Source organism: Allobosea sp. Root670 (assembly GCF_001429415.1).
Lineage (GTDB): Bacteria > Pseudomonadota > Alphaproteobacteria > Rhizobiales > Beijerinckiaceae > Allobosea > Allobosea robiniae.
The window spans coordinates 329,540-348,045 of the sequence record NZ_LMJU01000015.1 but is presented as its reverse complement, the minus strand read 5'-3'; the positions used below and the strand labels follow the sequence as shown (position 1 = coordinate 348,045).

General features: G+C 66.8%; 17 protein-coding genes and 1 tRNA gene. 10 read left to right on the top strand and 8 right to left on the bottom strand.

The window, feature by feature from the left end; all coding sequences use genetic code 11:
- Positions 1–6 precede the first annotated feature (6 nt).
- The 6 genes from ASE61_RS14075 to ASE61_RS14050 all read right to left on the bottom strand — a co-directional run bounded on the left by ASE61_RS14075 (position 7) and on the right by ASE61_RS14050 (position 6,458).
- Complete coding sequence (locus ASE61_RS14075; RefSeq protein ID WP_061967866.1) at positions 7–807, bottom strand: TatD family hydrolase; 801 nt, start codon at positions 805–807, stop codon at positions 7–9.
- A complete protein-coding gene (gene metG / locus ASE61_RS14070; protein ID WP_061967864.1) occupies positions 807–2,366 on the bottom strand; it encodes a methionine--tRNA ligase in 1,560 nt (519 codons plus the stop codon). The genes ASE61_RS14075 and metG overlap by 1 nt, the downstream gene beginning before the upstream one ends.
- 21 nt (positions 2,367–2,387) lie before the next feature.
- Entirely contained in the window at positions 2,388–3,458 is a 1,071-nt protein-coding gene (locus ASE61_RS14065; protein ID WP_061967863.1) for a DNA polymerase III subunit delta', read from the bottom strand.
- Positions 3,458–4,108 carry a dTMP kinase gene (tmk, locus tag ASE61_RS14060; protein WP_061967861.1) on the bottom strand — a complete coding sequence of 217 codons (651 nt, stop codon included), beginning with the start codon at positions 4,106–4,108 and terminating at the stop codon, positions 3,458–3,460. The genes ASE61_RS14065 and tmk overlap by 1 nt, the downstream gene beginning before the upstream one ends.
- Before the next feature lie 10 nt (positions 4,109–4,118).
- The gene (locus ASE61_RS14055) at positions 4,119–5,294 is read right to left on the bottom strand and encodes a D-alanyl-D-alanine carboxypeptidase family protein (RefSeq protein WP_061967859.1); all 1,176 of its coding nucleotides are present in this window, start codon (positions 5,292–5,294) and stop codon (positions 4,119–4,121) included.
- A gap of 90 nt (positions 5,295–5,384) precedes the next feature.
- Entirely contained in the window at positions 5,385–6,458 is a 1,074-nt protein-coding gene (locus ASE61_RS14050) for a septal ring lytic transglycosylase RlpA family protein (protein WP_061967857.1), read from the bottom strand.
- A gap of 471 nt (positions 6,459–6,929) precedes the next feature.
- On the opposite strand from ASE61_RS14050, the gene ASE61_RS14045 reads away from it, so the two are divergent.
- Positions 6,930–7,019, top strand: a tRNA-Ser gene (locus ASE61_RS14045).
- A 147-nt stretch (positions 7,020–7,166) separates the two neighbouring features.
- Here the strand turns inward: ASE61_RS14045 and ASE61_RS26510 are convergent.
- On the bottom strand, positions 7,167–7,346 hold the full coding sequence (locus ASE61_RS26510; protein ID WP_142115578.1) for a hypothetical protein: 180 nt from the start codon (positions 7,344–7,346) through the stop codon (positions 7,167–7,169).
- Between the two features lie 234 nt (positions 7,347–7,580).
- On the opposite strand from ASE61_RS26510, the gene ASE61_RS14040 reads away from it, so the two are divergent.
- The 9 genes from ASE61_RS14040 (at position 7,581) to ASE61_RS14000 (ending at position 17,744) form a co-directional block, all read left to right on the top strand.
- Complete coding sequence (locus tag ASE61_RS14040; RefSeq protein ID WP_061967856.1) at positions 7,581–8,459, top strand: LysR substrate-binding domain-containing protein; 879 nt, start codon at positions 7,581–7,583, stop codon at positions 8,457–8,459.
- Positions 8,460–8,712: 253 nt separating this feature from the next.
- Positions 8,713–9,597: an ectoine/hydroxyectoine ABC transporter substrate-binding protein EhuB gene (ehuB, locus tag ASE61_RS14035; protein WP_061967854.1), complete on the top strand. Its 885-nt coding sequence runs from the start codon at positions 8,713–8,715 to the stop codon at positions 9,595–9,597.
- Between the two features lie 17 nt (positions 9,598–9,614).
- Positions 9,615–10,274, top strand: coding sequence for an amino acid ABC transporter permease (locus ASE61_RS14030; protein ID WP_061967852.1), 660 nt, complete (start codon positions 9,615–9,617; stop codon positions 10,272–10,274).
- The gene (gene ehuD, locus ASE61_RS14025) at positions 10,264–10,923 is read left to right on the top strand and encodes an ectoine/hydroxyectoine ABC transporter permease subunit EhuD (protein WP_061967850.1); all 660 of its coding nucleotides are present in this window, start codon (positions 10,264–10,266) and stop codon (positions 10,921–10,923) included. The genes ASE61_RS14030 and ehuD overlap by 11 nt, the downstream gene beginning before the upstream one ends.
- 20 nt (positions 10,924–10,943) lie before the next feature.
- A complete protein-coding gene (locus tag ASE61_RS14020; RefSeq protein WP_061967849.1) occupies positions 10,944–12,104 on the top strand; it encodes an amidohydrolase in 1,161 nt (386 codons plus the stop codon).
- An 84-nt stretch (positions 12,105–12,188) separates the two neighbouring features.
- On the top strand, positions 12,189–13,373 hold the full coding sequence (locus tag ASE61_RS14015) for a trans-sulfuration enzyme family protein (RefSeq protein ID WP_061967847.1): 1,185 nt from the start codon (positions 12,189–12,191) through the stop codon (positions 13,371–13,373).
- 110 nt (positions 13,374–13,483) lie between these two features.
- Positions 13,484–14,503 carry an amino acid ABC transporter substrate-binding protein gene (locus ASE61_RS14010; RefSeq protein WP_061967845.1) on the top strand — a complete coding sequence of 340 codons (1,020 nt, stop codon included), beginning with the start codon at positions 13,484–13,486 and terminating at the stop codon, positions 14,501–14,503.
- Between the two features lie 262 nt (positions 14,504–14,765).
- On the top strand, positions 14,766–16,553 hold the full coding sequence (locus ASE61_RS14005; protein ID WP_061967843.1) for a peptide ABC transporter substrate-binding protein: 1,788 nt from the start codon (positions 14,766–14,768) through the stop codon (positions 16,551–16,553).
- A gap of 216 nt (positions 16,554–16,769) precedes the next feature.
- Positions 16,770–17,744, top strand: coding sequence for a Bug family tripartite tricarboxylate transporter substrate binding protein (locus ASE61_RS14000; protein ID WP_082617424.1), 975 nt, complete (start codon positions 16,770–16,772; stop codon positions 17,742–17,744).
- A gap of 241 nt (positions 17,745–17,985) precedes the next feature.
- On the opposite strand, the gene ASE61_RS13995 is transcribed toward ASE61_RS14000, so the two are convergent.
- The gene (locus ASE61_RS13995) at positions 17,986–18,471 is read right to left on the bottom strand and encodes a regulatory protein RecX (protein WP_244492837.1); all 486 of its coding nucleotides are present in this window, start codon (positions 18,469–18,471) and stop codon (positions 17,986–17,988) included.
- Between the last annotated feature and the right edge of the window lie 35 nt (positions 18,472–18,506).

Sequence of the window (18,506 nt, the reverse complement as noted above, 5' to 3'; positions counted from 1 at the left end):
GCCGGATCAAGCCACCTGCGCGACCGGCGCGGCGTGGTCCATCTTCCAGTAGCAGCGCCGCGCGTTCTCGGTCGTGATCCGGGCGATCTCGTCGAAGGACACACCGATCGTTTCGCCAAGAACCTTCGCTGTTTCAACGACATAGGCCGGCTGGTTGCGCTTGCCCCTGAACGGCACGGGCGCCAGATAGGGCGCATCCGTCTCGACCAGCAGGCGCTCGCGCGGGACCATCCGGGCGATGCGGCGCAGGTTCTCCGAGGTCTTGAAGGTCAGGATTCCGGAGAACGAAACGTACAATCCGAGCTCGACGCCGGCCATCGCCAGCGCTTCGCCGGCCGTGAAGCAGTGCAGGATGGCAGGGAAGGCGCCCTTCCCCATTTCCTCCCGCAGGATCGCGATCATATCGTCATCGGCCTCGCGGGAATGGATGACGAGCGGCAGCTGCGTGATCCGCGCCGCGGCGGTATGCGTGCGCAACCCTTGAGCCTGTGCGTCGCGCGGACTCGAATCGTAGTGGTAGTCGAGCCCGGCCTCGCCGATGGCGACGCAGCGCGGATGGCGCGACAGTTCGACGAGGCGCTCGGCCGTGACGTCGAGCTCCTCATGCGCCTGATGCGGATGCGTGCCGACCGAAAACCACACCGACGGAAAGCGCTCCGCCAGCGCGGCGTAATCAGCGTAGCGCGCGACCCGCGTCGAGATCGTCACCATCCGGCCGACGCCGGCTTCCTCGGCCCGCGCGACATAGGCCGGCAGCTCCTCGGCGAAGTCCGGGAAGTCGAGGTGGCAATGCGTATCGATCAGCATCACGCGGCCTGGCCGTCCTCGGGCTCGACATAGCGCGGGAAGATCGCGCTCGGCGCCGGCAGGGCCGCGCCGCTGACGAGCCGGTGCTCCGCGCCGAGCGCCGCGAAGCTGCGGTCCTCCTGAGCGACGCCCAACAGGTCGAGCAGCTTGCCTGCAGCCACCGGCATCACCGGCTGCACCAGGATCGCGACCTCGCGCAGCACCTCGATCGTGACATACAGGATCGTGTCACGGCGGGCCGGGTCGGTCTTGGTCAGGCGCCAGGGCTCGTTATTGGCGAAATAGCGGTTCGCCTCGGCAACGACGGCCCAGAGATCGGCCAGCACGGTGTGAAGGGCGAAATCCTTCATCGCCTCGCGCGCCTTCGCGAGCGCCGCATCGGCCATGGCGAGCATGGCTTCGTCGGCCTCGTTCAGCGTCCCGCGCGGCGGCACCCTGCCCTCGCAGTTCTTGGCGATCATCGACAGCGAGCGCTGCGCCAGATTGCCGAGATCATTGGCAAGATCGGCATTGATCCGCCCGACGATGGCGTCGTGGCTGTAATTGCCGTCCTGGCCGAACGACACTTCGCGCAGGAAGAAATAGCGCAACTGGTCGACGCCATAGGCCTCGGCGAGGGCGAACGGATCGACCACGTTGCCGAGCGACTTCGACATCTTCGTGCCCTTGTTCAGCAGGAAGCCGTGGCCGAAGACTCGCTTCGGCAGCGGCAGCCCCGCCGACATCAGGAAAGCCGGCCAGTAGACCGCGTGGAAGCGCACGATGTCCTTGCCGATGATATGGACATCAGCCGGCCAGTAATGCGCGCGCGGGCTCGCCGGATCGGGGAAGCCCGTCCCGGTGACATAGTTGTTGAGCGCGTCGACCCAGACATACATGACGTGCTTCGGGTCGCCCGGCACGGCTAAGCCCCAGTCGAAGGTCGTGCGGCTGATCGAGAGGTCCTCGAGCCCGCCCTTCACGAAGGAGACGACCTCGTTCCTGCGCGTCTCCGGCGAGATGAAGTCCGGCACGTCCTCGTAGAGCTTCAGGAGCCGATCCTGATAGGACTTGAGGCGGAAGAAATAGCTCTCCTCCTCGACCCACTCGACCGGAGTGCCCTGCCCGCCCAGGCGCGTGCCGTCGGGCTGGAGGGTGGTCTCCTCCTCGCCGTAGAAGGCCTCGTCGCGCACCGAGTACCAGCCGGCATATTTGGCGAGATAGATGTCGCCATTGGCCTCCATCCGCCGCCAGAGTTCCTGGGTCGAGGGCAGATGGTCGGCATCGGTGGTGCGGATGAAGCGATCGAAGGAACAGCCGAGACGCTGCTCCATCTCCTCGAAGCGCGCCGCGATCTTGTCGACGAATTCCTTCGGCGAGAGGCCGTTCTGGGCCGCCGTGCGTTGCACCTTCTGGCCGTGCTCGTCGGTGCCGGTCATGGCGAAGACGTCGTAGCCGTCGAGCCGCTTGAAGCGCGCGATCGCGTCCGACGCCACCATCTCATAGGCGTGGCCGATATGCGGCGGGCCATTGGTGTAATGGATCGCGGTCGTCAGATAGAATTTCGGGGCCGTGGCCATCGTCTGTCCGAAAGCTTCGCTTCACGCTGCGCGCGAGCGGGACACCGCAGACGACAGATCATGAAACAGGGTCATCACGAGCGGACGGCGGTCGAGATTATAGGTCTCGACCTCGCGCGCCTGCTGGCCAAGCTTTTCCCATACCTCCGCCAGCGGTGCAAGGCGCGCCGGTTGCGCCGCAGCATGCGCGTGGAGATGGTCCGAGATCCAGCCCTGTATGGTCTCGATCATCACCGCGAAATCGCGCTCGCCCGCCTTGCCGGCGACATCCTCGGCCAGCGCCATCAGGGCGGTGAGGTCGATCTGCGGCAGGGCATCGAGCCGCGCCCTCACCGCCTCGACCAGCGCCAGCGTCTCGGGATCGACATAGGTCAGCGCGCGCCGCACCGAGCCCTCGGACAGGCTCGCGGCGCGGCGGAGCGCCGAACTGTCGAAGGGCATCTCCATGCGTTCCAGCGCCAGCCGGCCGGCTTCCGCAACATCGGCTTCCGCAAGCGGGTCGAAGGTCAGCAGACGGCAGCGCGAACGGATCGTCGGCAGCATGCGTCCGGGCGCATGAGCGACGATCAGGAACAGCGCCCGCGGCGGCGGCTCCTCGAGCAGCTTCAGCAGGGCGTTGGCGGCAGAGCGCTCCATATCCTCGGCCGAGTCGACGATGCAGACGCGCCAGCCTCCCTCGGCCGCGCTCGACCCGAAGCGGTCGATCACGCGTCGGATCGAATCGACCGGAATGTTGCTGGTGTAGCTCTTGCCATCCGGCTTCGGAATGCGGCGCAGCACATGCAGGTCGGGATGGGACTGCGCCATCACCCGCCGCGTCACCGGGTCGTGCTCGGGCATCGAGAGATCGGCACTGCTGGCAGCCCTCGCCTGCGGATCGCCAGACGCGAGCAGGAAACGCGCGGCGCGATAGGCGAAGCTCGCCTTGCCGATGCCCTCCGGCCCACCGAGCAGCCAGGCATGGTGCATGCGGCCGGATGCGAGCGCGTCGAGGAAGGTGCGCTCACGCGCTGCATGGCCGATCAGGCCAAGCGTCTCGCGTGGATGCGGCGCGCTCGGCAGCCGGTCGGGTTCGTCGCTGGTCGCTAGCATCAGGTGTCCGGGTCGATAGGCAGGCGCTCGCGCAGGATATGCCACGCAGCTTCGGCAAGCGCTTCGGGCGGCAGCGTCGCATCGAGCACGGCGCAGCGCTGTGGTTCGGCGCTCGCGATATCCAGATAGGCTTGGCGCAGATTGCGGTGGAAGGCCAGCGTCTCGCCCTCGAAGCGATCGACCGCCTCGCCTGGACGGCGGCGTTTCGCGGCGCGTGCGAGGCCGATCTCGGGATCGAGATCGAGGATCAGCGTCAATTCCGGCATCAGGCCGGAGATCGTCACGGCCTCCAGTTCGGCCAGCACGGCCTTGTCGAGCTTGCCGAGCACGCCCTGATAGACACGCGTCGAATCGATGAAGCGGTCGCAGATCACCCATTCGCCGCGGTCCAGCGCCGGCCGGATCAGGCTGTCGATATGGTCGATCCGGGCGGCCGAGAAGAGCAGCGCCTCGGCGAAGGAACCGTAATCCCGCGCCTGCCCCGCCAGGATCATCTCGCGGATGGCCTCGGCCTTAGGCGAGCCACCGGGCTCGCGCGTCGTCCGTGCTGTGACGCCGGCGGCGTCGAGGCGTTCGCTCAGCGCGCGCGCCAGCGTCGATTTGCCGGCGCCCTCCCCGCCTTCGAGCGTGATGAAATGTCCCTTGCCCATGACGGCCTGCTCAGCTCCGGCTCAGCGCCTTGCGAACCCAGCCGGTCGTGGCCTCGAACAACGCATCCAGCGCCCGGCTCTGCAAGGTGCCGGCCTGCACGCTCTCGGCCGCGTAGAGCGGAATGTCCAGCGTCTTGATGTCGCCGCGTGTCACCACGAGCCGCGCCACCTCCGCCCCTTCCTGGACGGGCACGGCAAGCGGGCCGCGATAGACGATCCGGGCCGCGAGCCGCTCCGTGCCGCCCCGCGGCAGCAGCAGGCTGACCGCACCCTTGCTCCGAAGCGCGACCCGGCCCTTAGCGCCGCCATAGACGCTGGCCTCGCCCACCGTCTCGCCGGCGGCGAAGATCTCGCGCCGCTCGAAGGCGCGGAACCCCCATTCGAGCAGCTTGCGCGCTTCCGTGGCCCGGTCGCGCCCCGTCTTGAGGCCGTTCACCACCACGATCAATCGCTGGCCGTTCTGCACGGCGGAGCCGACGAGGCCGAAACCGGATTCATCGATATTGCCGGTCTTCAGCCCATCCGCGCCGATATCCATCGCCAGCAGCGGGTTGCGGTTCTGCTGGCGGATCTTGTTCCAGGTGAACTCGCGCTGGCCGAAGATCCTGTAGAGCTCGGGATAGGTCTTGATGACGTGGTCGGCGAGCAAAGCGAGCTCGCGCGCCGTCACCCGCTGCTGCGGGTCGGGCATGCCGGTGGCATTGCGGAAGACGGATTTCGTCAGGCCGAGCCCCCTCACCCGCTCGGTCATGATCCGGGCGAAGGTCGCCTCGTCGCCGGCAATGGCTTCGGCGAGCGCGATCGAGGCATCGTTGCCGGACTGGACGATGATGCCCTGCAGGATGTCGGAGAGCTTGATCCGGCTGTTGATGATGGCGAACATCGCCGAGCCGCCGGACGGAGCGCCGCCCTTGCGCCAGGCGTTCTCGGAAATGCCGATCTCGCTGTCGAGCGAGAGCCGGCCGGCGCTGAGCTCCTGGAAGGCGACGAGCACCGTCGCGAGCTTGGCCATGCTCGCCGGCACCATCAGTTCGTCGGCCGCCTTCTCGTAGAGCACCGCGCCGGTATCCGAATCGAGCAGGACGGCAAAGGGCGCCTGCGACTGGAAGTTCTGGGCCAAGGCGGCAGGGCCTGACGAGAGCAGTCCCAAGGCCAGAACAAGGCCGGCAGCGAACCGGCTGGCCATCCGGAGCGATGCGGCAATCCCTGACTGACGGCAAAAGGCGCTCATGCCTCGATGTGAAGCAGAGCGCCCGCCATCAGGTCAAGCTGGGGATCAGTTCCGCGCGAGCGGCTGCAGGGTCTGCGGCGCGAGCCTGTTGAGCGGATGGGTCTTGGCGAGGCGCTCGCCCGCGCCCTTCTCCGGCGCAGCGAACAGGCTCGCCACGCTGGCTCGCGTCGGCGGCAAGGTGGCGCGCAGGGCGGCCGGAACCACAACGGGCCTTGCCGCGTTGGCAATGGTGTCGAGATCGAACGGCCGGCTGGGCGGCAGCGGCGCGGCGCGCAGAGGCGCTTCGTCGACCGGCGTGGAGACGGCCGAGGCCAGGGTCGCGACGACCGGCGTCGAGGGCGTGATCGTCCGCGGCTGCTGCGGAGCATAGGCCTGCACGACGGGCGGCAGGGCGGCAGGGGCCGGCTCGGGCTCGGCGGCCGGCTGCGCGTCGAGATCGACGCTGCGGGTGCGCGTGGTAGTCACAGGATCGGCGCTCGCGACCATCGTCCGTGCGCTGGTGCCCGGGATCGGCGCGGGCGAGCCATCGGTGCGCAGCGTCGCCAGGAGAAGCTTGTCGTCGGAGCCGGCGAGCGAGGCCTGGCCCAGATATTCCATCTTGATCCGCGCCGTGCCGAGATGGCGGAAAGCGAGCGCGTCGGCGGTCTTCTGGGAGACGTCCATCATCCGGCCGCCATGAAAGGGGCCGCGATCATTGACGCGCACGATGATCGAACGATTGTTCATCAGATTGGTGACGCGGGCATAGGCCGGCAGCGGCATGGTCGGATGCGCGGCCGAGACGCTGAAACGGTCATAGACCTCGCCATTGGCGGTGCGACGGCCATGGAACGCCTCACCATACCAGGAGGCGGTACCGATCTGCGAATAACCCACCGGTTTCTGGAAGGGCGTGTAGCGCTTGCCGGCGACCGAATAGGCCTTGCCGACGAGCTGGCGTCCGCCGCCCTTCGGCACATCTTCGCCTTCGGCGACCACGCGCGGACTGGCCGTACCGTATTTCGCGTGCGAAAAGGCGCCGATCTCCTTGGAGCGGCGCCCGGCCGTCTGGTTGCCGGCGCAGTTTGCGGCGAACAAGCCGGCGAGGATGACACAGCCCACACGGGCGACGGTCGGCATGGAAGAAAACGCTGGCGTCGGTCCGGACATCGTGGAAGCGGTCTCCCGGGCCGAAAAGCGAGCGTCTCGAGTCATTCCGCCAATTCCGCTTTCTGCGCCAAAAACATTCTGTCGGCTCGCCGCCATAGGCAGCGGAGCCGAGTTTTCGGCCAATTCCATTAAGGGATCGTTAAGCCGCTAAAATCCGCTGGAAAGCGGATCGCTGAACAGGCCATCCCTGCGCCGTCGGACGGCCACAGAAACGTTCGAAAAGTGACGCATGTCAACCCGAGGCGATCGCCGCCGCCATTTTTCTGTGCAGCGTGACCGACAGGACACGCTCGGGAGCCAGTCCGGATCTCGCATGGAACCGAGCGGTCCGAGGGCCGGGCAGCCCGCATCCGCCGGCCTTCCAGGGTATCATCCCTCGAATCGTTCGCCCCCATCTTCCACTTGCAAATCCTTTCACCGGGCGGCATTGAACGGCCGCACGGAAGGGTGGCCGAGTGGTTTAAGGCAGCGGTCTTGAAAACCGCCGTGGGTGCAAGCCCACCGTGGGTTCGAATCCCACCCCTTCCGCCAGCACGCCGCCGAACCGATGGCGTCGTTCCAGGCGCTCGCGGCGCGAGAGAAACCCTGCAAGCTGCCAAACCATGATCGCCCGCTCCGCCATGGCGGGCGCGGTTTCATGCGGCCGGCCGGGACGGTGCGGCCTCTTCATGCGGATGCCTAGTTCAGGGCGACGATCAGGAACGTCGACAAGATCACCGCCGACAGGGCGAAGACCGAAAACAGGATGGCCTGGAAGATGCCGGAGCCGAATGCGGCGCCGGCAATCGCCGCAGCGACCCCGGCCAGAATCAGAACGGCCAATATCGCTTTGTTTCGCGTTGCTTCGGACAGAGTCATGATGTGCCCCCTTTTGGTCGAGGGAGATGTAGCGGCCCGGCCGGAAGCGTCTTTGCGCTGGAGCAAGGACAGAGATGATCTTCGAACGATCGTCGAGGACGCCCGGTGCAGCGATCGGGGATTGGAACACCTGCCCTGAGGCGGACACGGCGCGACGCGAGCGAATAGGACTGCGCCCCGCGAGACGAAATGCGCTAGCGTCGCCTTTCTCTGGATCGACCGGGCAGGACGACATTGAACAGCCGTCAGATCGAAGTCTTCGCCGCGGTCATGAAAGCGGGAACCGTCTCGCGGGCGGCAGAGATTCTCGGCGTCACCCAGCCCGGCGTCAGTCGCCTGGTCGCCGATCTCGAACGATCGCTAGGCTTCGCCTTGTTCGACCGGGTGCGCAATCGCGTCGTACCGACGCCGGAAGGACGGACCTTCTTTGCGGAGGTCGAGGCCAATTTCCGCGGCATGGACCGGCTGCGTGCGAGCGCCGCCCGGATCCGCGACTATGGGGCGGGGCAATTGCGCGTCGCCACGCTGTCGGCGCTGAGCTCCTCGATCATCCCCGGCGCCGTGCGGCGCTTCCGCACGCTGCGGCCGGACGCGACCGTCACGCTGATGGTGTTGCCGTCGCGCGACGTCCGGGACGGCGTGGCGGCCGGCATCTTCGATATCGGCCTCGCCGCCGATGAGATCGACGTGACCGGGGTCGTCCACCAGGCTTTCGTCCAGCCGCGCGCGCTCTGTGCCATCCCGCTCGGCCATCCCCTCGCCGAGCGCGAGACGATCGGCCCACATGATCTCTCCGGCGTCGATTTCGTCGCCTATGTCCCGGAGGATCGCGCCCGGCAGCGCTTCGACATGATCATGTCCGAGGCCGGCGCCGCGCCGCCCCGCGTCGTGGTCGAGACGATCTACGCCGCGACCGTCTGCGCGCTGGTGACGGAGGGGGTGGGCGTGGGGCTGGTCAGCCCCTATGCCATCGCCGGCCATGACCAGAGCCAGATCGTGCTGCGGCCGTTCGAACCGCCCGTGCAGAGCCGCAGCTTCCTGATCCTGCCGCCGGATCGGCCGAAATCCGAGCTCGTGCGCGACTTCATCGGCTGCCTCATGGAAGCGCGCTGAGATCATAACATCCCGGCATCGAGCCATGCCTCGGCACAAATTGTAAGGCGGCCCTCCCCGGCTATCCTTTCCCGGAAACGCGCCTGAGACGCGATTGCGAGGGACAACGATGAATTCGACCATGAAGCGGGCTGCCGGGCCTGCAGGCGACGATGCGTGCGCTGAGGCACGGCCTCCCCGCATGAACGCACCAGGCTCTTCCTCAGCCAGATCCTCCACTGCGCAGCCCCATCGTTCCCGACCGGAGACCGCCATGACCGCCACCTCGCGCCGCCATCTTCCCCTCCTCCTCGCCGGTGCGCTCACGGTGCTTTCCGGCTTCGCGGGACCGGGCACCTCGCAGGCACAGGCCCAATCCTCCGAATGGGCTGGCAAGAAACTCGTCGTCGGCATCCATAACCGCACGCCCTGGGCCTATCGCGACAAGGACAGCAAGGTCGTCGGCATCCATCCCGACGTGATCCGCGCGGTCTTCGCGCCGCTCGGCGTCAAGGATTTCGAGTTCGTCGTCTCCGATTTCGGGGCGATGATCCCGGGCCTGCTCGCCGGCCGCTTCGACATCATCGCGTCCGGCGTCGCGATCACCCCGCCGCGCTGCGAACAGGTGCTGTTCAGCGAGCCGGATGTCGCGGTGGGCGACAGCCTGCTGGTCAAGAAGGGCAACCCGCTCAAGCTGCATTCCTACGAGGACATCGCCAAGAACCCGAAGGTGCGTCTCGCCGGCGGCCGCGGCTCCGAGAATACCAAGAATGCCATCGCCGCCGGCGTGCCGGAATCGCAGATCTCGCTGTTCCCGAACAACGAGGCCGCCGTCAGCGCCATCCTCGCCGATCGTGCCGATGTCACGACCCTGTCGGTTCCCAGCGCGATCGGCGTGATCGACGAGCAGAAAGTCGAGGGCATCGAGCGCGCCGTGCCGTTCAAGGGCCTGATCAAGCCGAACGGCCAGCCGGCCAAGCTCTATACCGGCACGGTCTTCCCGAAGGGCAGCGCCAAGCTTCGCGACGCCTACAATACCGAACTCGCCAAGCTGCGCGCCAGCGGCGGCCTCAAGCCGATCATGGAGAAATACAACTTCACCGCCGACGAGGATGCCGGCCAGGTCACCACGGCGCAGATCTGCGCCGGCAACGGCTGAGCGGCGCAGGCAGCGCCATGAGCTTTCTCGAAGTCCTCTCGGGCATCTTCCAGGGGCTGAACGTCACGCTGACGGTGACGGTGCTCGGCATGCTCTATGCCGTGCCCTTCGCCTTCGCCGCCGGCATCGCCCAGCATAGCTGGCGTGGCCTCGCCTATGGCGCGATCACGACGGTGATCGAGTTCTGGCGTTCGACCTCGGTCGTCATCCTGCTCTACGGCTTCTATTACACGCTGCCCTCCTTCGGCCTGCGGCTCTCGGGGATCACCGTCGGCTCGATGGTGCTCGGCCTGCATATCGGCGCCTATGGCAGCCAGGCCGTGCGCGGCGCCCTGCAGTCGGTCGACAAGGGCCAGAGCGAGGCCGGGCGCTCGCTCGGCCTGCGCGGCTGGCAGATCCTGATGCTGATCGAACTGCCGCAGGCGCTGCTCGCGATGGTGCCGACCTTCATCAACCAGTTCATCCAGCTGGTGAAGGGCACGGCACTGGTCTCGCTGGTGACGCTGACCGACATGACCTTCCGCGCCAAGGAGATCTCGCAGCTCTTCTACGATCCGCCGAAGGTCTATTTCGCGCTGCTCGTGGCCTATTTCATCCTGTGCTACCCCGCGACGATCATCGGCCGCTGGGTCGAGCGCAAGGTCGGCGCCGGACGGAAGCTCGACCATGCTGTTTGACGCGGGCTTTGCCCTCTCGCTCGTGCCGAAGATCGCCGGCGCGCTCTGGACCTCGATCCTGGTCGCGCTGCTGAGCTGCATCGGGGCGTCGCTGCTCGGCTTCGGTCTGGAGATCGCGCGGCGCAGCAACCGCGTGATGCGCTACGCGATGCGCTTCCTGATCGACTTCATCCGCTCGACGCCGCTGCTCGTGCAGCTCTACTTCTTCTACTTCGTGCTGCCCTCCTACGGCATCAAGCTGCCGGCCCTGGCCATCGGCGTCATCGCGATCAGCATCTATTACAGCGGCTATCTCGCCGAGGTCTTCAAGGCCGGCATCGACGGCGTGAAGCCGGGCCAGTTCGAGGCGGCGCGCGCGCTCGGCCTGAAGCGGTTGCAGACCGTCATCCTGGTGATCGCGCCGCAGATGCTGCGCAATATCGCGGCCCCGATGGGCAACTACTTCATCGGCATCTTCAAATCGACGCCCTACCTCGCCGCCATCGCCGTCTACGAAGCCTTCGGCGCCGCCCTCGACATCGCCTCCGACACCTTCCGCTACACCGAGCCGATGGTCGTCGTCGGCGCGATCTTCCTCGCCATCGCCCTCGTGCTCGCCTGGCTCGTCAGGCGGCTGGAGGAGCACCTGCTGCTCTCCGCGAAACGCTGATTCCTGCAGACGGATCGATCATGGATACGACACTTCTTCCGCGGCTGACCGAATGGCGCCGCCATCTCCACGCTCATCCCGAGCTCTCGGAGCAGGAGACGAAAACCTCTGCCTTCCTCCAGGACCGCCTGCGCGAATTGGGCATCCCCTTCGAGGCCGGCATCGGCGGCGCCGGTATCGTGGCGACGCTGTCACGGCCGGGCTCCAACCGGTCGGTCGGCCTGCGTGGCGATATCGATGCCTTGCCGATCGCGGAGCGCAATGACGTGCCCTATGCCTCGCTGAATCCGGGCGCGATGCATGCCTGCGGCCATGACGGCCACGCGGTCGCCCTGCTGGGCGCGGCCGCGATGCTCGCAGCCGACCCCGACTGGAAAGGCACGATCCAGTTCATCTTCCAGCCGGCGGAGGAGAACGGCGCCGGCGCCAGGGCGATGATCGCCGACGGGCTGTTCGAGCGCTTCCCGATGGAGCGCGTCTTCGCCTTCCATAACTGGCCGGGCCTCGAGGCCGGTACCGTCGCCGTCCATGACGGGCCGGTGATGGCGGCGGGCGGGCGCTGGCAGGTGACGCTGCACGGGCTCGCCGGCCACGCCGCGATCCCGCACCAGACACGGGACCCGATCCTGGCCTCGGCGCATCTGATCATGGGTCTTCACACCATCATCTCGCGCAATGTCGACCCCTGCGATGCCGTCGTGCTCTCGATCGGCCAGATCCAGGGCGGCGTCGTCAGCAACCAGATCCCGGAGAGCGTCACGCTCGTCGGCACGTTGCGCACCTATCGGCAGGAGGTGCGCGAGGCCGTCATCAGGCGCATGGAAAGCCTGATCGCCGGCACCTGCGAAGCCTACGGCATGCGCGCCGATGTCGAGATCCTCTCGACCGGCAGGTCGATCATCAACACCCCGGCTGAGGTGAAGCTCGCGGTCGCGGCCGGCGAGGCGATCGGCGCGAAGGTCCGCACCGAGCTTCGCCCCAGCACCACCGGCGACGATTTCTCCTTCCTGATCAAGGACAAGCTCGGCGCCTATGTCTGGATCGGCAACGGCCCGGCGGGACCGGATGGCGAGCTTCACAACGCCCGCTACGACTTCAACGACGCCATCCTGCCCACCGCGATTGACTGGATGCACGAGGTCGCCCGGCGCGCCCTGCAGGACGACGTCCCCACCCCATAACATCCCGGCATCATGCGATGCCCTGGGGCCGATTGCGGCCTGTTTTCAAAGCTTTGAGTATCAGCCCGACAAGGGAATACGACCATGCACGACCAGACACTTTGCGTTCATCACCCGGCCGTCGACGAGGAGGGCTATGCCTCGCTTGCCGTGCCGACGCACCGCGCCTCGACCATCGTCTACCCGGACGGCGCGAGCTTCATGGCCCGTAAATATCGCGGCTTCGACGGCTATACCTATGGCCTGCACGGCACCCCGACGACCCGTACGCTGGAAGCGCAGTTGACGGCCCTGCACGACGGCGTGCGCACCGTGCTCGTGCCATCCGGGCAGGCGGCTGTGACCACCGTCATGCTCTCCGTGCTGATGCCCGGCGACAAGGTGCTGATTCCCGATCACGCCTATCCGCCGGTCCGCAGCTTCTGCACCGAGTATCTGGCGCCGCGCGGCATCGCCCATGGCTTCTACGATCCCTTGATCGGAGCGGGCATCGCCGAGCTCATCGACGAAACCGTCAAGCTGGTCTGGGTCGAGTCGCCCGGCTCCAATACGATGGAGGTGCAGGACGTGCCCGCCATCGTGGCGGCCGCCAAGGCGAAGGGCGCCCTCGTCGGCTGCGACAACACCTGGGCGACGCCGCTGATCTTCAAACCGCTGGTGCACGGCGCCGATTTCGCCTGCGAGGCGCTGACCAAATATGTCGGCGGCCATTCCGACCTCCTGCTCGGCTCCATCACCGTCAAGGACATCGCGCTGCGCCAGAGGATGAAGGAGATCCTGCGCGGCTTCGGCATCGGGGTCTCGCCGGACGAATGCCAGCTCGCGCTGCGCGGCATCGAGACCATGGGCCTGCGCGTCGCCCATATGGGCAGGGTCTCCGAGGATTTCGCCCGCCGGCTCGTCGATCATCCCATGGTCGAGCGCGTGCTGCATCCGGCCCTGCCCTCCTGCCCGGGGCATGCCAACTGGAAGCGCGACATGGGGCGTTCCTCCGGCCTCTTCAGCCTCGTGCTGAAGCCCGTCGACGACGAGGCCATGAGCGCGGCGTTGAGCGCGTTGCGCGTCTTCGCCATTGGCGCCTCCTGGGGCGGCACGCGCAGCCTCGTCGCGCCGCAGGCGATCGCGCAGGACCGGAGCGCGACCGCCTGGACCGCGAAAGGCCCATTGCTGCGCATCAGCATCGGCCTCGAGGAACCGGACGAGCTCTGGGCCGATCTGAGCCGCCTGCTGTCGGTGCTCGGGCGGGCGCCCGCGAACAAGGCCGCCTGACAGGCGGCAAACGTAAGGCCGCAATGACGACACGGCGCGAGGCTCGCGCCGTGAAGGGAGAATTTTGCCCGCAGACAGCTTCTCAACCACAAAAACGAAGGGGACATACCATGAAGACGGTTCTGACCGGACTGGGCGCCCTCGCGGCAGCCTGTCTCGCCGTGGCACCTGCCAACGCGGACACGCTCAAGACCATCCGCGACCGCGGCAAGATCATCTGCGGCACCAGCACCGGCGTCGCCGGCTTCTCCACCCAGGATGCCAATGGCCGCTGGCAGGGCTTCGATATCGACATCTGCCGCGCGCTGGCGGTCGCGATCTTCAACGACACGGAGAAGGCTGCCTTCGTGCCGCTGACCTCGAAGGACCGCCTGATCGCCCTGCAAGCCGGCGAGGTCGACGTGCTGCCGCGCACGACGACATGGACATTGGCGCGCAACACCGGCCAGGGCGTCACTTTCACCGGCGTGAACTATTACGACGGCCAGGGCTTCATGGTGCCGAAGAAGCTCGGCGTCACCAGCGCGAGCAAGCTCGACGGCGCCTCGATCTGTGTCGCGCAGGGCACGACGAGCGAACTCAATCTCGCCGACTACTTCCGCCGGACGAAGATGAAATACGAGGTTGCGGCCTTCGGTACGGCGGAGGATGCCCTGAAAGCCTATGAATCCGGGCGCTGCGACGCCTACACGACCGACGTATCGGCGCTTTCGGCCAATCTGCTCAAGTTCCGCGATCCGAGCGAGCATCTCGTGCTGCCCGAGGTCATCTCGAAGGAGCCGCTCGGTCCCTGGGTGCGCAGCGGCGACGATACCTGGTTCAACCTCGTTCGCTGGACCTTGTACGTGCTGATCAATGCCGAGGAGCTCGGCGTGACCAAGGCCAACGTCAGGGAGCTGGCGGAAACCGCGACCAATCCTGAAATCCGTCGCTTCCTCGGCAAGGACGGACAATACGGCGAAGGCCTCGGCGTGACCAATGACTGGGCGGTGCGGATCGTGGCCGCGATCGGCAATTACGGCGAAAGCTTCGAGCGCAATCTCGGCATGAGCTCGCCCATGAAGCTCCAGCGCGGCCCCAATGCGCTCTGGACCGAGGGCGGCCTGCAATACTCGCCCCCGTTCCGGTGAGGCGTTCGCGACAGTCCTTGCCGGACCCTAGCCTGCCCGCAGCCACGTCCTCGCGGGCAGCGGGCCGAACCGCTGTCGCACGGCTCCAGCGCCTCCTCTGCACCCACCAGGCTGAACGGCGATACGCTTTGCCGGCATTGCCGGCATGCTCGGTCCATTCGACGACTGGACGCCCGGGCCCGGCCATGCATTGCTGGCGCGCCAACGAAAACACGGCACTCAATGCCGGGCGCCATTTTGCTGAAAAGGTGGAGGAAACCCCATGAAGGAAGAGGAAATTCGCGGCCTGGTCGCGGGTGTGAAGGACGGTTCGCTGTCGCGACGATCCTTCATGCAGAGGATGGCGGCCGTAGGCATCATGGCGCCGATCGCCAGCCAGATCCTCGCCTGGAACGATGTCGCGATGGCGGACGCCACGGTCAAGTACAAGCCGACCAAGGCCGGCGGCGGCGGCGCCCTCAAGATCCTGCTCTGGCAGGCCCCGACGCTGCTCAATCCGCATTTCGCCGCGGGCACCAAGGACCAGATCGCCTGCCGCGTGTTCTACGAGCCGCTCGCCGGCTGGGACAAGGAAGGCAACCTCTTCCCGCAGCTCGCCGCCGAGATCCCGAGCAAGGCCAATGGCGGTCTGTCCGCCGACGGCAAGACCGTGACCTGGAAGCTGAAGCAGGGCGTGAAATGGCATGACGGCAAGCCGTTCACGGCCGACGACGTCGTCTTCAACTGGGAATATGCCGCCGATCCGGCGACCGCCGCCTACACCACCGGCTCCTACAAAGACATCAAGGTCGAGAAGGTCGACGCCCACACCATCAAGGTGATCTTCAAGGAGCCGACGCCATTCTGGGCCGACCCGTTCGTCGGCGTGGTCGGGATGATGGTCCCGAAGCATCTCTTTGCCGAATACAAGGGCGCCAAATCGCGCGAGGCTCCGGCCAACCTGAAGCCGGTCGGCACCGGCCCCTACAAGTTCGTCGAATTCAAGCCGGGCGACATCCTGACCGGCGAGCGCAATACCGACTATCACGTCAAGAACCAGCCCCAATTCGACACGATCGAGGCCAAGGGCGGTGGCGATGCGGTCTCGGCGGCCCGCGCCGTCCTCCAGACCGGCGAATACGATTATGCCTGGAACCTGCAGGTCGAGGACGAGGTCCTCAAGCGCATGGAGACCGGCGGACGCGGCAAGGTGGTCGCGGTTCCGGCGGGCGACGTGGAGTTCATCACGCTGAACACGACCGATCCGTGGACCGAGGTCGACGGCGAGCGTTCCAGCGCGAAGACCAAGCACCCGACCCTGAGCGATCCCAAGGTACGCGCGGCGCTGAACCTGCTGATCGATCGCGATTCGATCGAGAAGTTCATCTATGGCCGCGGCGGCACCGCTACGGCGAGCTTCGTCAACGAGCCCAAGCAGTTCAAGTCGACCAAGCTCAAATACGAGTTCAGCATCGACAAGGCCAACAAGATCCTCGACGAGGCCGGCTGGAAGAAGGGTTCCGACGGCATCCGCGAAAAGGATGGCAAGAAGCTCAAATATGTCTTCCAGACCTCGATCAACGCCCCGCGCCAGAAGACCCAGGCCATCATCAAGCAGGCCTGCCAGCGTGCCGGTATCGAGCTCGAGCTGAAGTCGGTCACGGCCTCGGTCTATTTCTCGTCGGATGTGGCCAATCCCGACACCTACACCAAGCTCTATGTCGACATGGAGATGTATACCCAGACGCAGCCACAGCCCGATCCGGAGCGCTTCCTCAACCAGTGCGTCTCCTGGGAAATCGCCAGCAAGGAGAACAAGTGGCTGGGCCGCAACGTCTCGCGCTATACCGACCCCGAGGCCGACAAGGCCTACAAGGCGGCGCAGACCGAACTCGATCCGGCCAAGCGCGCCGCCCTCCTGATCAAGGTCAACGAGATCTTCTGCGAGGCCAACGTGCTTCTGCCGATCATCTCGCGCACCGTCGTCGGCGCCGCCGCCAACAACCTGACGGCGGATATTTCGGGCTGGGAGGTGACCACCTGGAACCTCGCCGCCTGGTATCGCAGCTGAGCCCGGCCCGGAGGCCGGAGCTTCTCCGGCCTTCCGTTCCAACCTTGCCTCGGCCCGAACCGGGCCGGGGCTGCTTTCGCTCATTCGGGCTGTATCGGCCGCGTCTGGCATGAAGCCGCATCGCGGTTCGATCGACATCCCTTCCTGTTCTTCCGCACCCCGCCCGCCTCGAAGGCGGGGGCCGACGAACACCGCACCCAGGGAGACGCATCGACAATGACGACGAAACGAGACCTGATCCTTGCAACCGCAGCCTTCGCGCTGCTGGCAGCCGCGCCGGCACTGGCGGAGACCTGGCCAGCCCGCCCGATCACCTTCATCGTGCCCTTCCCGGCCGGCGGCGGCACCGATGCCTTCGCACGGCCGCTCGCCGCCCAGCTCGACCAGCAGCTCAGCCAGCGCATCATCATCGAAAACCGCGGTGGCGCCGGCGGCACGGTCGGCGCATCGGCCGCCGCGAAGGCCAGGCCCGACGGCTACACCTTCTTTGTCGGCGCCGCCCATCACGCCATCGCGCCGGCGCTCTATCCGAAGCTCGACTACAGCATCCAGACCGACTTCATCCCGATCGCGGTCATCGCCCAGCCGCCCCAGGTCATCGTCGTCCATCCCGGCAAGGTCCAGGCCAAGACGCTGGCGGAGCTGATCGACTTCGCCAGGAAGAACCCGGAGAAGCTGAACTTCGCCTCGGCCGGCAACGGCACGACGCATCATCTCGCCGGCGAGCTCTTCCAGATCTCGACCAAGACGAAGCTGACCCATGTGCCCTATCGCGGCGCCGGGCCCGCGCTGCAGGACACGATCGCCGGTCAGGTCGACCTGCTGTTCGACGGCCTCGGTTCCTCGGCCGCTCAGATCCAGAGCGGCACGCTGCGGGCGCTCGCGGTCGCGGCCCCCACCCGCTCCGAAGCCGTGCCTGACGTGCCGACGGCAAAGGAGGCCGGCCTGGAAGGCTTCGAGGTCTCGACCTGGTACGCTCTCTGGGCGCCCAAGGGCACGCCCGCGGAGATCGTGACCAGGATGCGCGATGAGGTGGGCAAAGCCCTCAAGACTCCCGCCATCGAGGCCACCTGGAAGAAGAGCGGCTCGCCGATGCCGACCCTCTCCGGCGACGATTTCGGCAAGTTCGTCACGGCCGAGGTCGACCGCTGGGGCAAGGTCGTCAAGGAGGCGCAGGTCAAGCTGGAGTGAGCCAGGCGGTTGCCCTCACCCCTCCCTTGTTGAATCGACCCGCACAAGGGGCCTGATGCGAGAGGGGCGGAGCATAGTGAGGCTGGCCGTCATCGGCTTGGCGATCGCGTTGGCCGCTTTTGCCGCGCTGCTGGCCGTGGGCCTCCTCACAGACTTCGCGACCGTGCCCTGCCAGGACGGGGTGTGGGATGCGACCAGGCAACGTTGCATCCCGACCTGAGGCGACGCGCGCATCGTTCTATCAGATAAGCGCGCCGTCGTTCGTCTCGTCGTCGCCCGTGCCGTCGATCACGGCACGGGCGACCGTGATCGTGAAGCCGGCTCGCGCCATCGCCGCGAGATCCTTCTGGCGGTTCGTTGCCCGGTCACCGCGCGACCACGGGCCGAGCCGCTTGCGCCGCGCGGCTTTCCGGGCCGCAGCCAATTCCTCCTCGTCGCCGACGCTGCTGGCCTGTTCGGCGAGTTCGCGGCCCACGCCCTTCGCGGCGAGCGTGGCGGCGACGGCGCGCGCCGAACGGCCACGGCGCCTGAGCGTCGCAGCCCTCGCCTCGGCGAAACGCCGGTCGTCGACCAACCCGGAGGTGATGCAACGCGAGACGACATCATCGAGCGCGGCCGCATGCGCAGCCGGGTCCTCGCCATGGTGGCGGCAGCTCAGGGCGACCTTGCGCGCCAGCACCCGGCGCAGTTGCGCAGCCGGCGCGGAATAGCGTTCGAGATAGTGCATCGCCGCGCGCTGGAGGTAATCGGGTGTGATGCGCC

Excerpts from the sequence above, each read along its gene's own strand:
- ASE61_RS14055 (WP_061967859.1), bottom strand. The coding sequence starts at position 5,294 with ATGGCCAGCCGGTTCGCTGCCGGCCTTGTTCTGGCCTTGGGACTGCTC.
- ASE61_RS26510 (WP_142115578.1), bottom strand. The coding sequence starts at position 7,346 with ATGACTCTGTCCGAAGCAACGCGAAACAAAGCGATATTGGCCGTTCTG.
- ASE61_RS14075 (WP_061967866.1), bottom strand. The coding sequence starts at position 807 with ATGCTGATCGATACGCATTGCCACCTCGACTTCCCGGACTTCGCCGAG.
- ehuB (WP_061967854.1), top strand. The coding sequence starts at position 8,713 with ATGACCGCCACCTCGCGCCGCCATCTTCCCCTCCTCCTCGCCGGTGCG.
- ASE61_RS14020 (WP_061967849.1), top strand. The coding sequence starts at position 10,944 with ATGGATACGACACTTCTTCCGCGGCTGACCGAATGGCGCCGCCATCTC.
- ASE61_RS14065 (WP_061967863.1), bottom strand. The coding sequence starts at position 3,458 with ATGCTAGCGACCAGCGACGAACCCGACCGGCTGCCGAGCGCGCCGCAT.
- metG (WP_061967864.1), bottom strand. The coding sequence starts at position 2,366 with ATGGCCACGGCCCCGAAATTCTATCTGACGACCGCGATCCATTACACC.
- tmk (WP_061967861.1), bottom strand. The coding sequence starts at position 4,108 with ATGGGCAAGGGACATTTCATCACGCTCGAAGGCGGGGAGGGCGCCGGC.
- ASE61_RS14005 (WP_061967843.1), top strand. The coding sequence starts at position 14,766 with ATGAAGGAAGAGGAAATTCGCGGCCTGGTCGCGGGTGTGAAGGACGGT.
- ASE61_RS14015 (WP_061967847.1), top strand. The coding sequence starts at position 12,189 with ATGCACGACCAGACACTTTGCGTTCATCACCCGGCCGTCGACGAGGAG.
- ASE61_RS14000 (WP_082617424.1), top strand. The coding sequence starts at position 16,770 with ATGACGACGAAACGAGACCTGATCCTTGCAACCGCAGCCTTCGCGCTG.
- ehuD (WP_061967850.1), top strand. The coding sequence starts at position 10,264 with ATGCTGTTTGACGCGGGCTTTGCCCTCTCGCTCGTGCCGAAGATCGCC.
- ASE61_RS14050 (WP_061967857.1), bottom strand. The coding sequence starts at position 6,458 with ATGCCGACCGTCGCCCGTGTGGGCTGTGTCATCCTCGCCGGCTTGTTC.
- ASE61_RS14030 (WP_061967852.1), top strand. The coding sequence starts at position 9,615 with ATGAGCTTTCTCGAAGTCCTCTCGGGCATCTTCCAGGGGCTGAACGTC.
- ASE61_RS13995 (WP_244492837.1), bottom strand. The coding sequence starts at position 18,471 with ATGCACTATCTCGAACGCTATTCCGCGCCGGCTGCGCAACTGCGCCGG.
- ASE61_RS14010 (WP_061967845.1), top strand. The coding sequence starts at position 13,484 with ATGAAGACGGTTCTGACCGGACTGGGCGCCCTCGCGGCAGCCTGTCTC.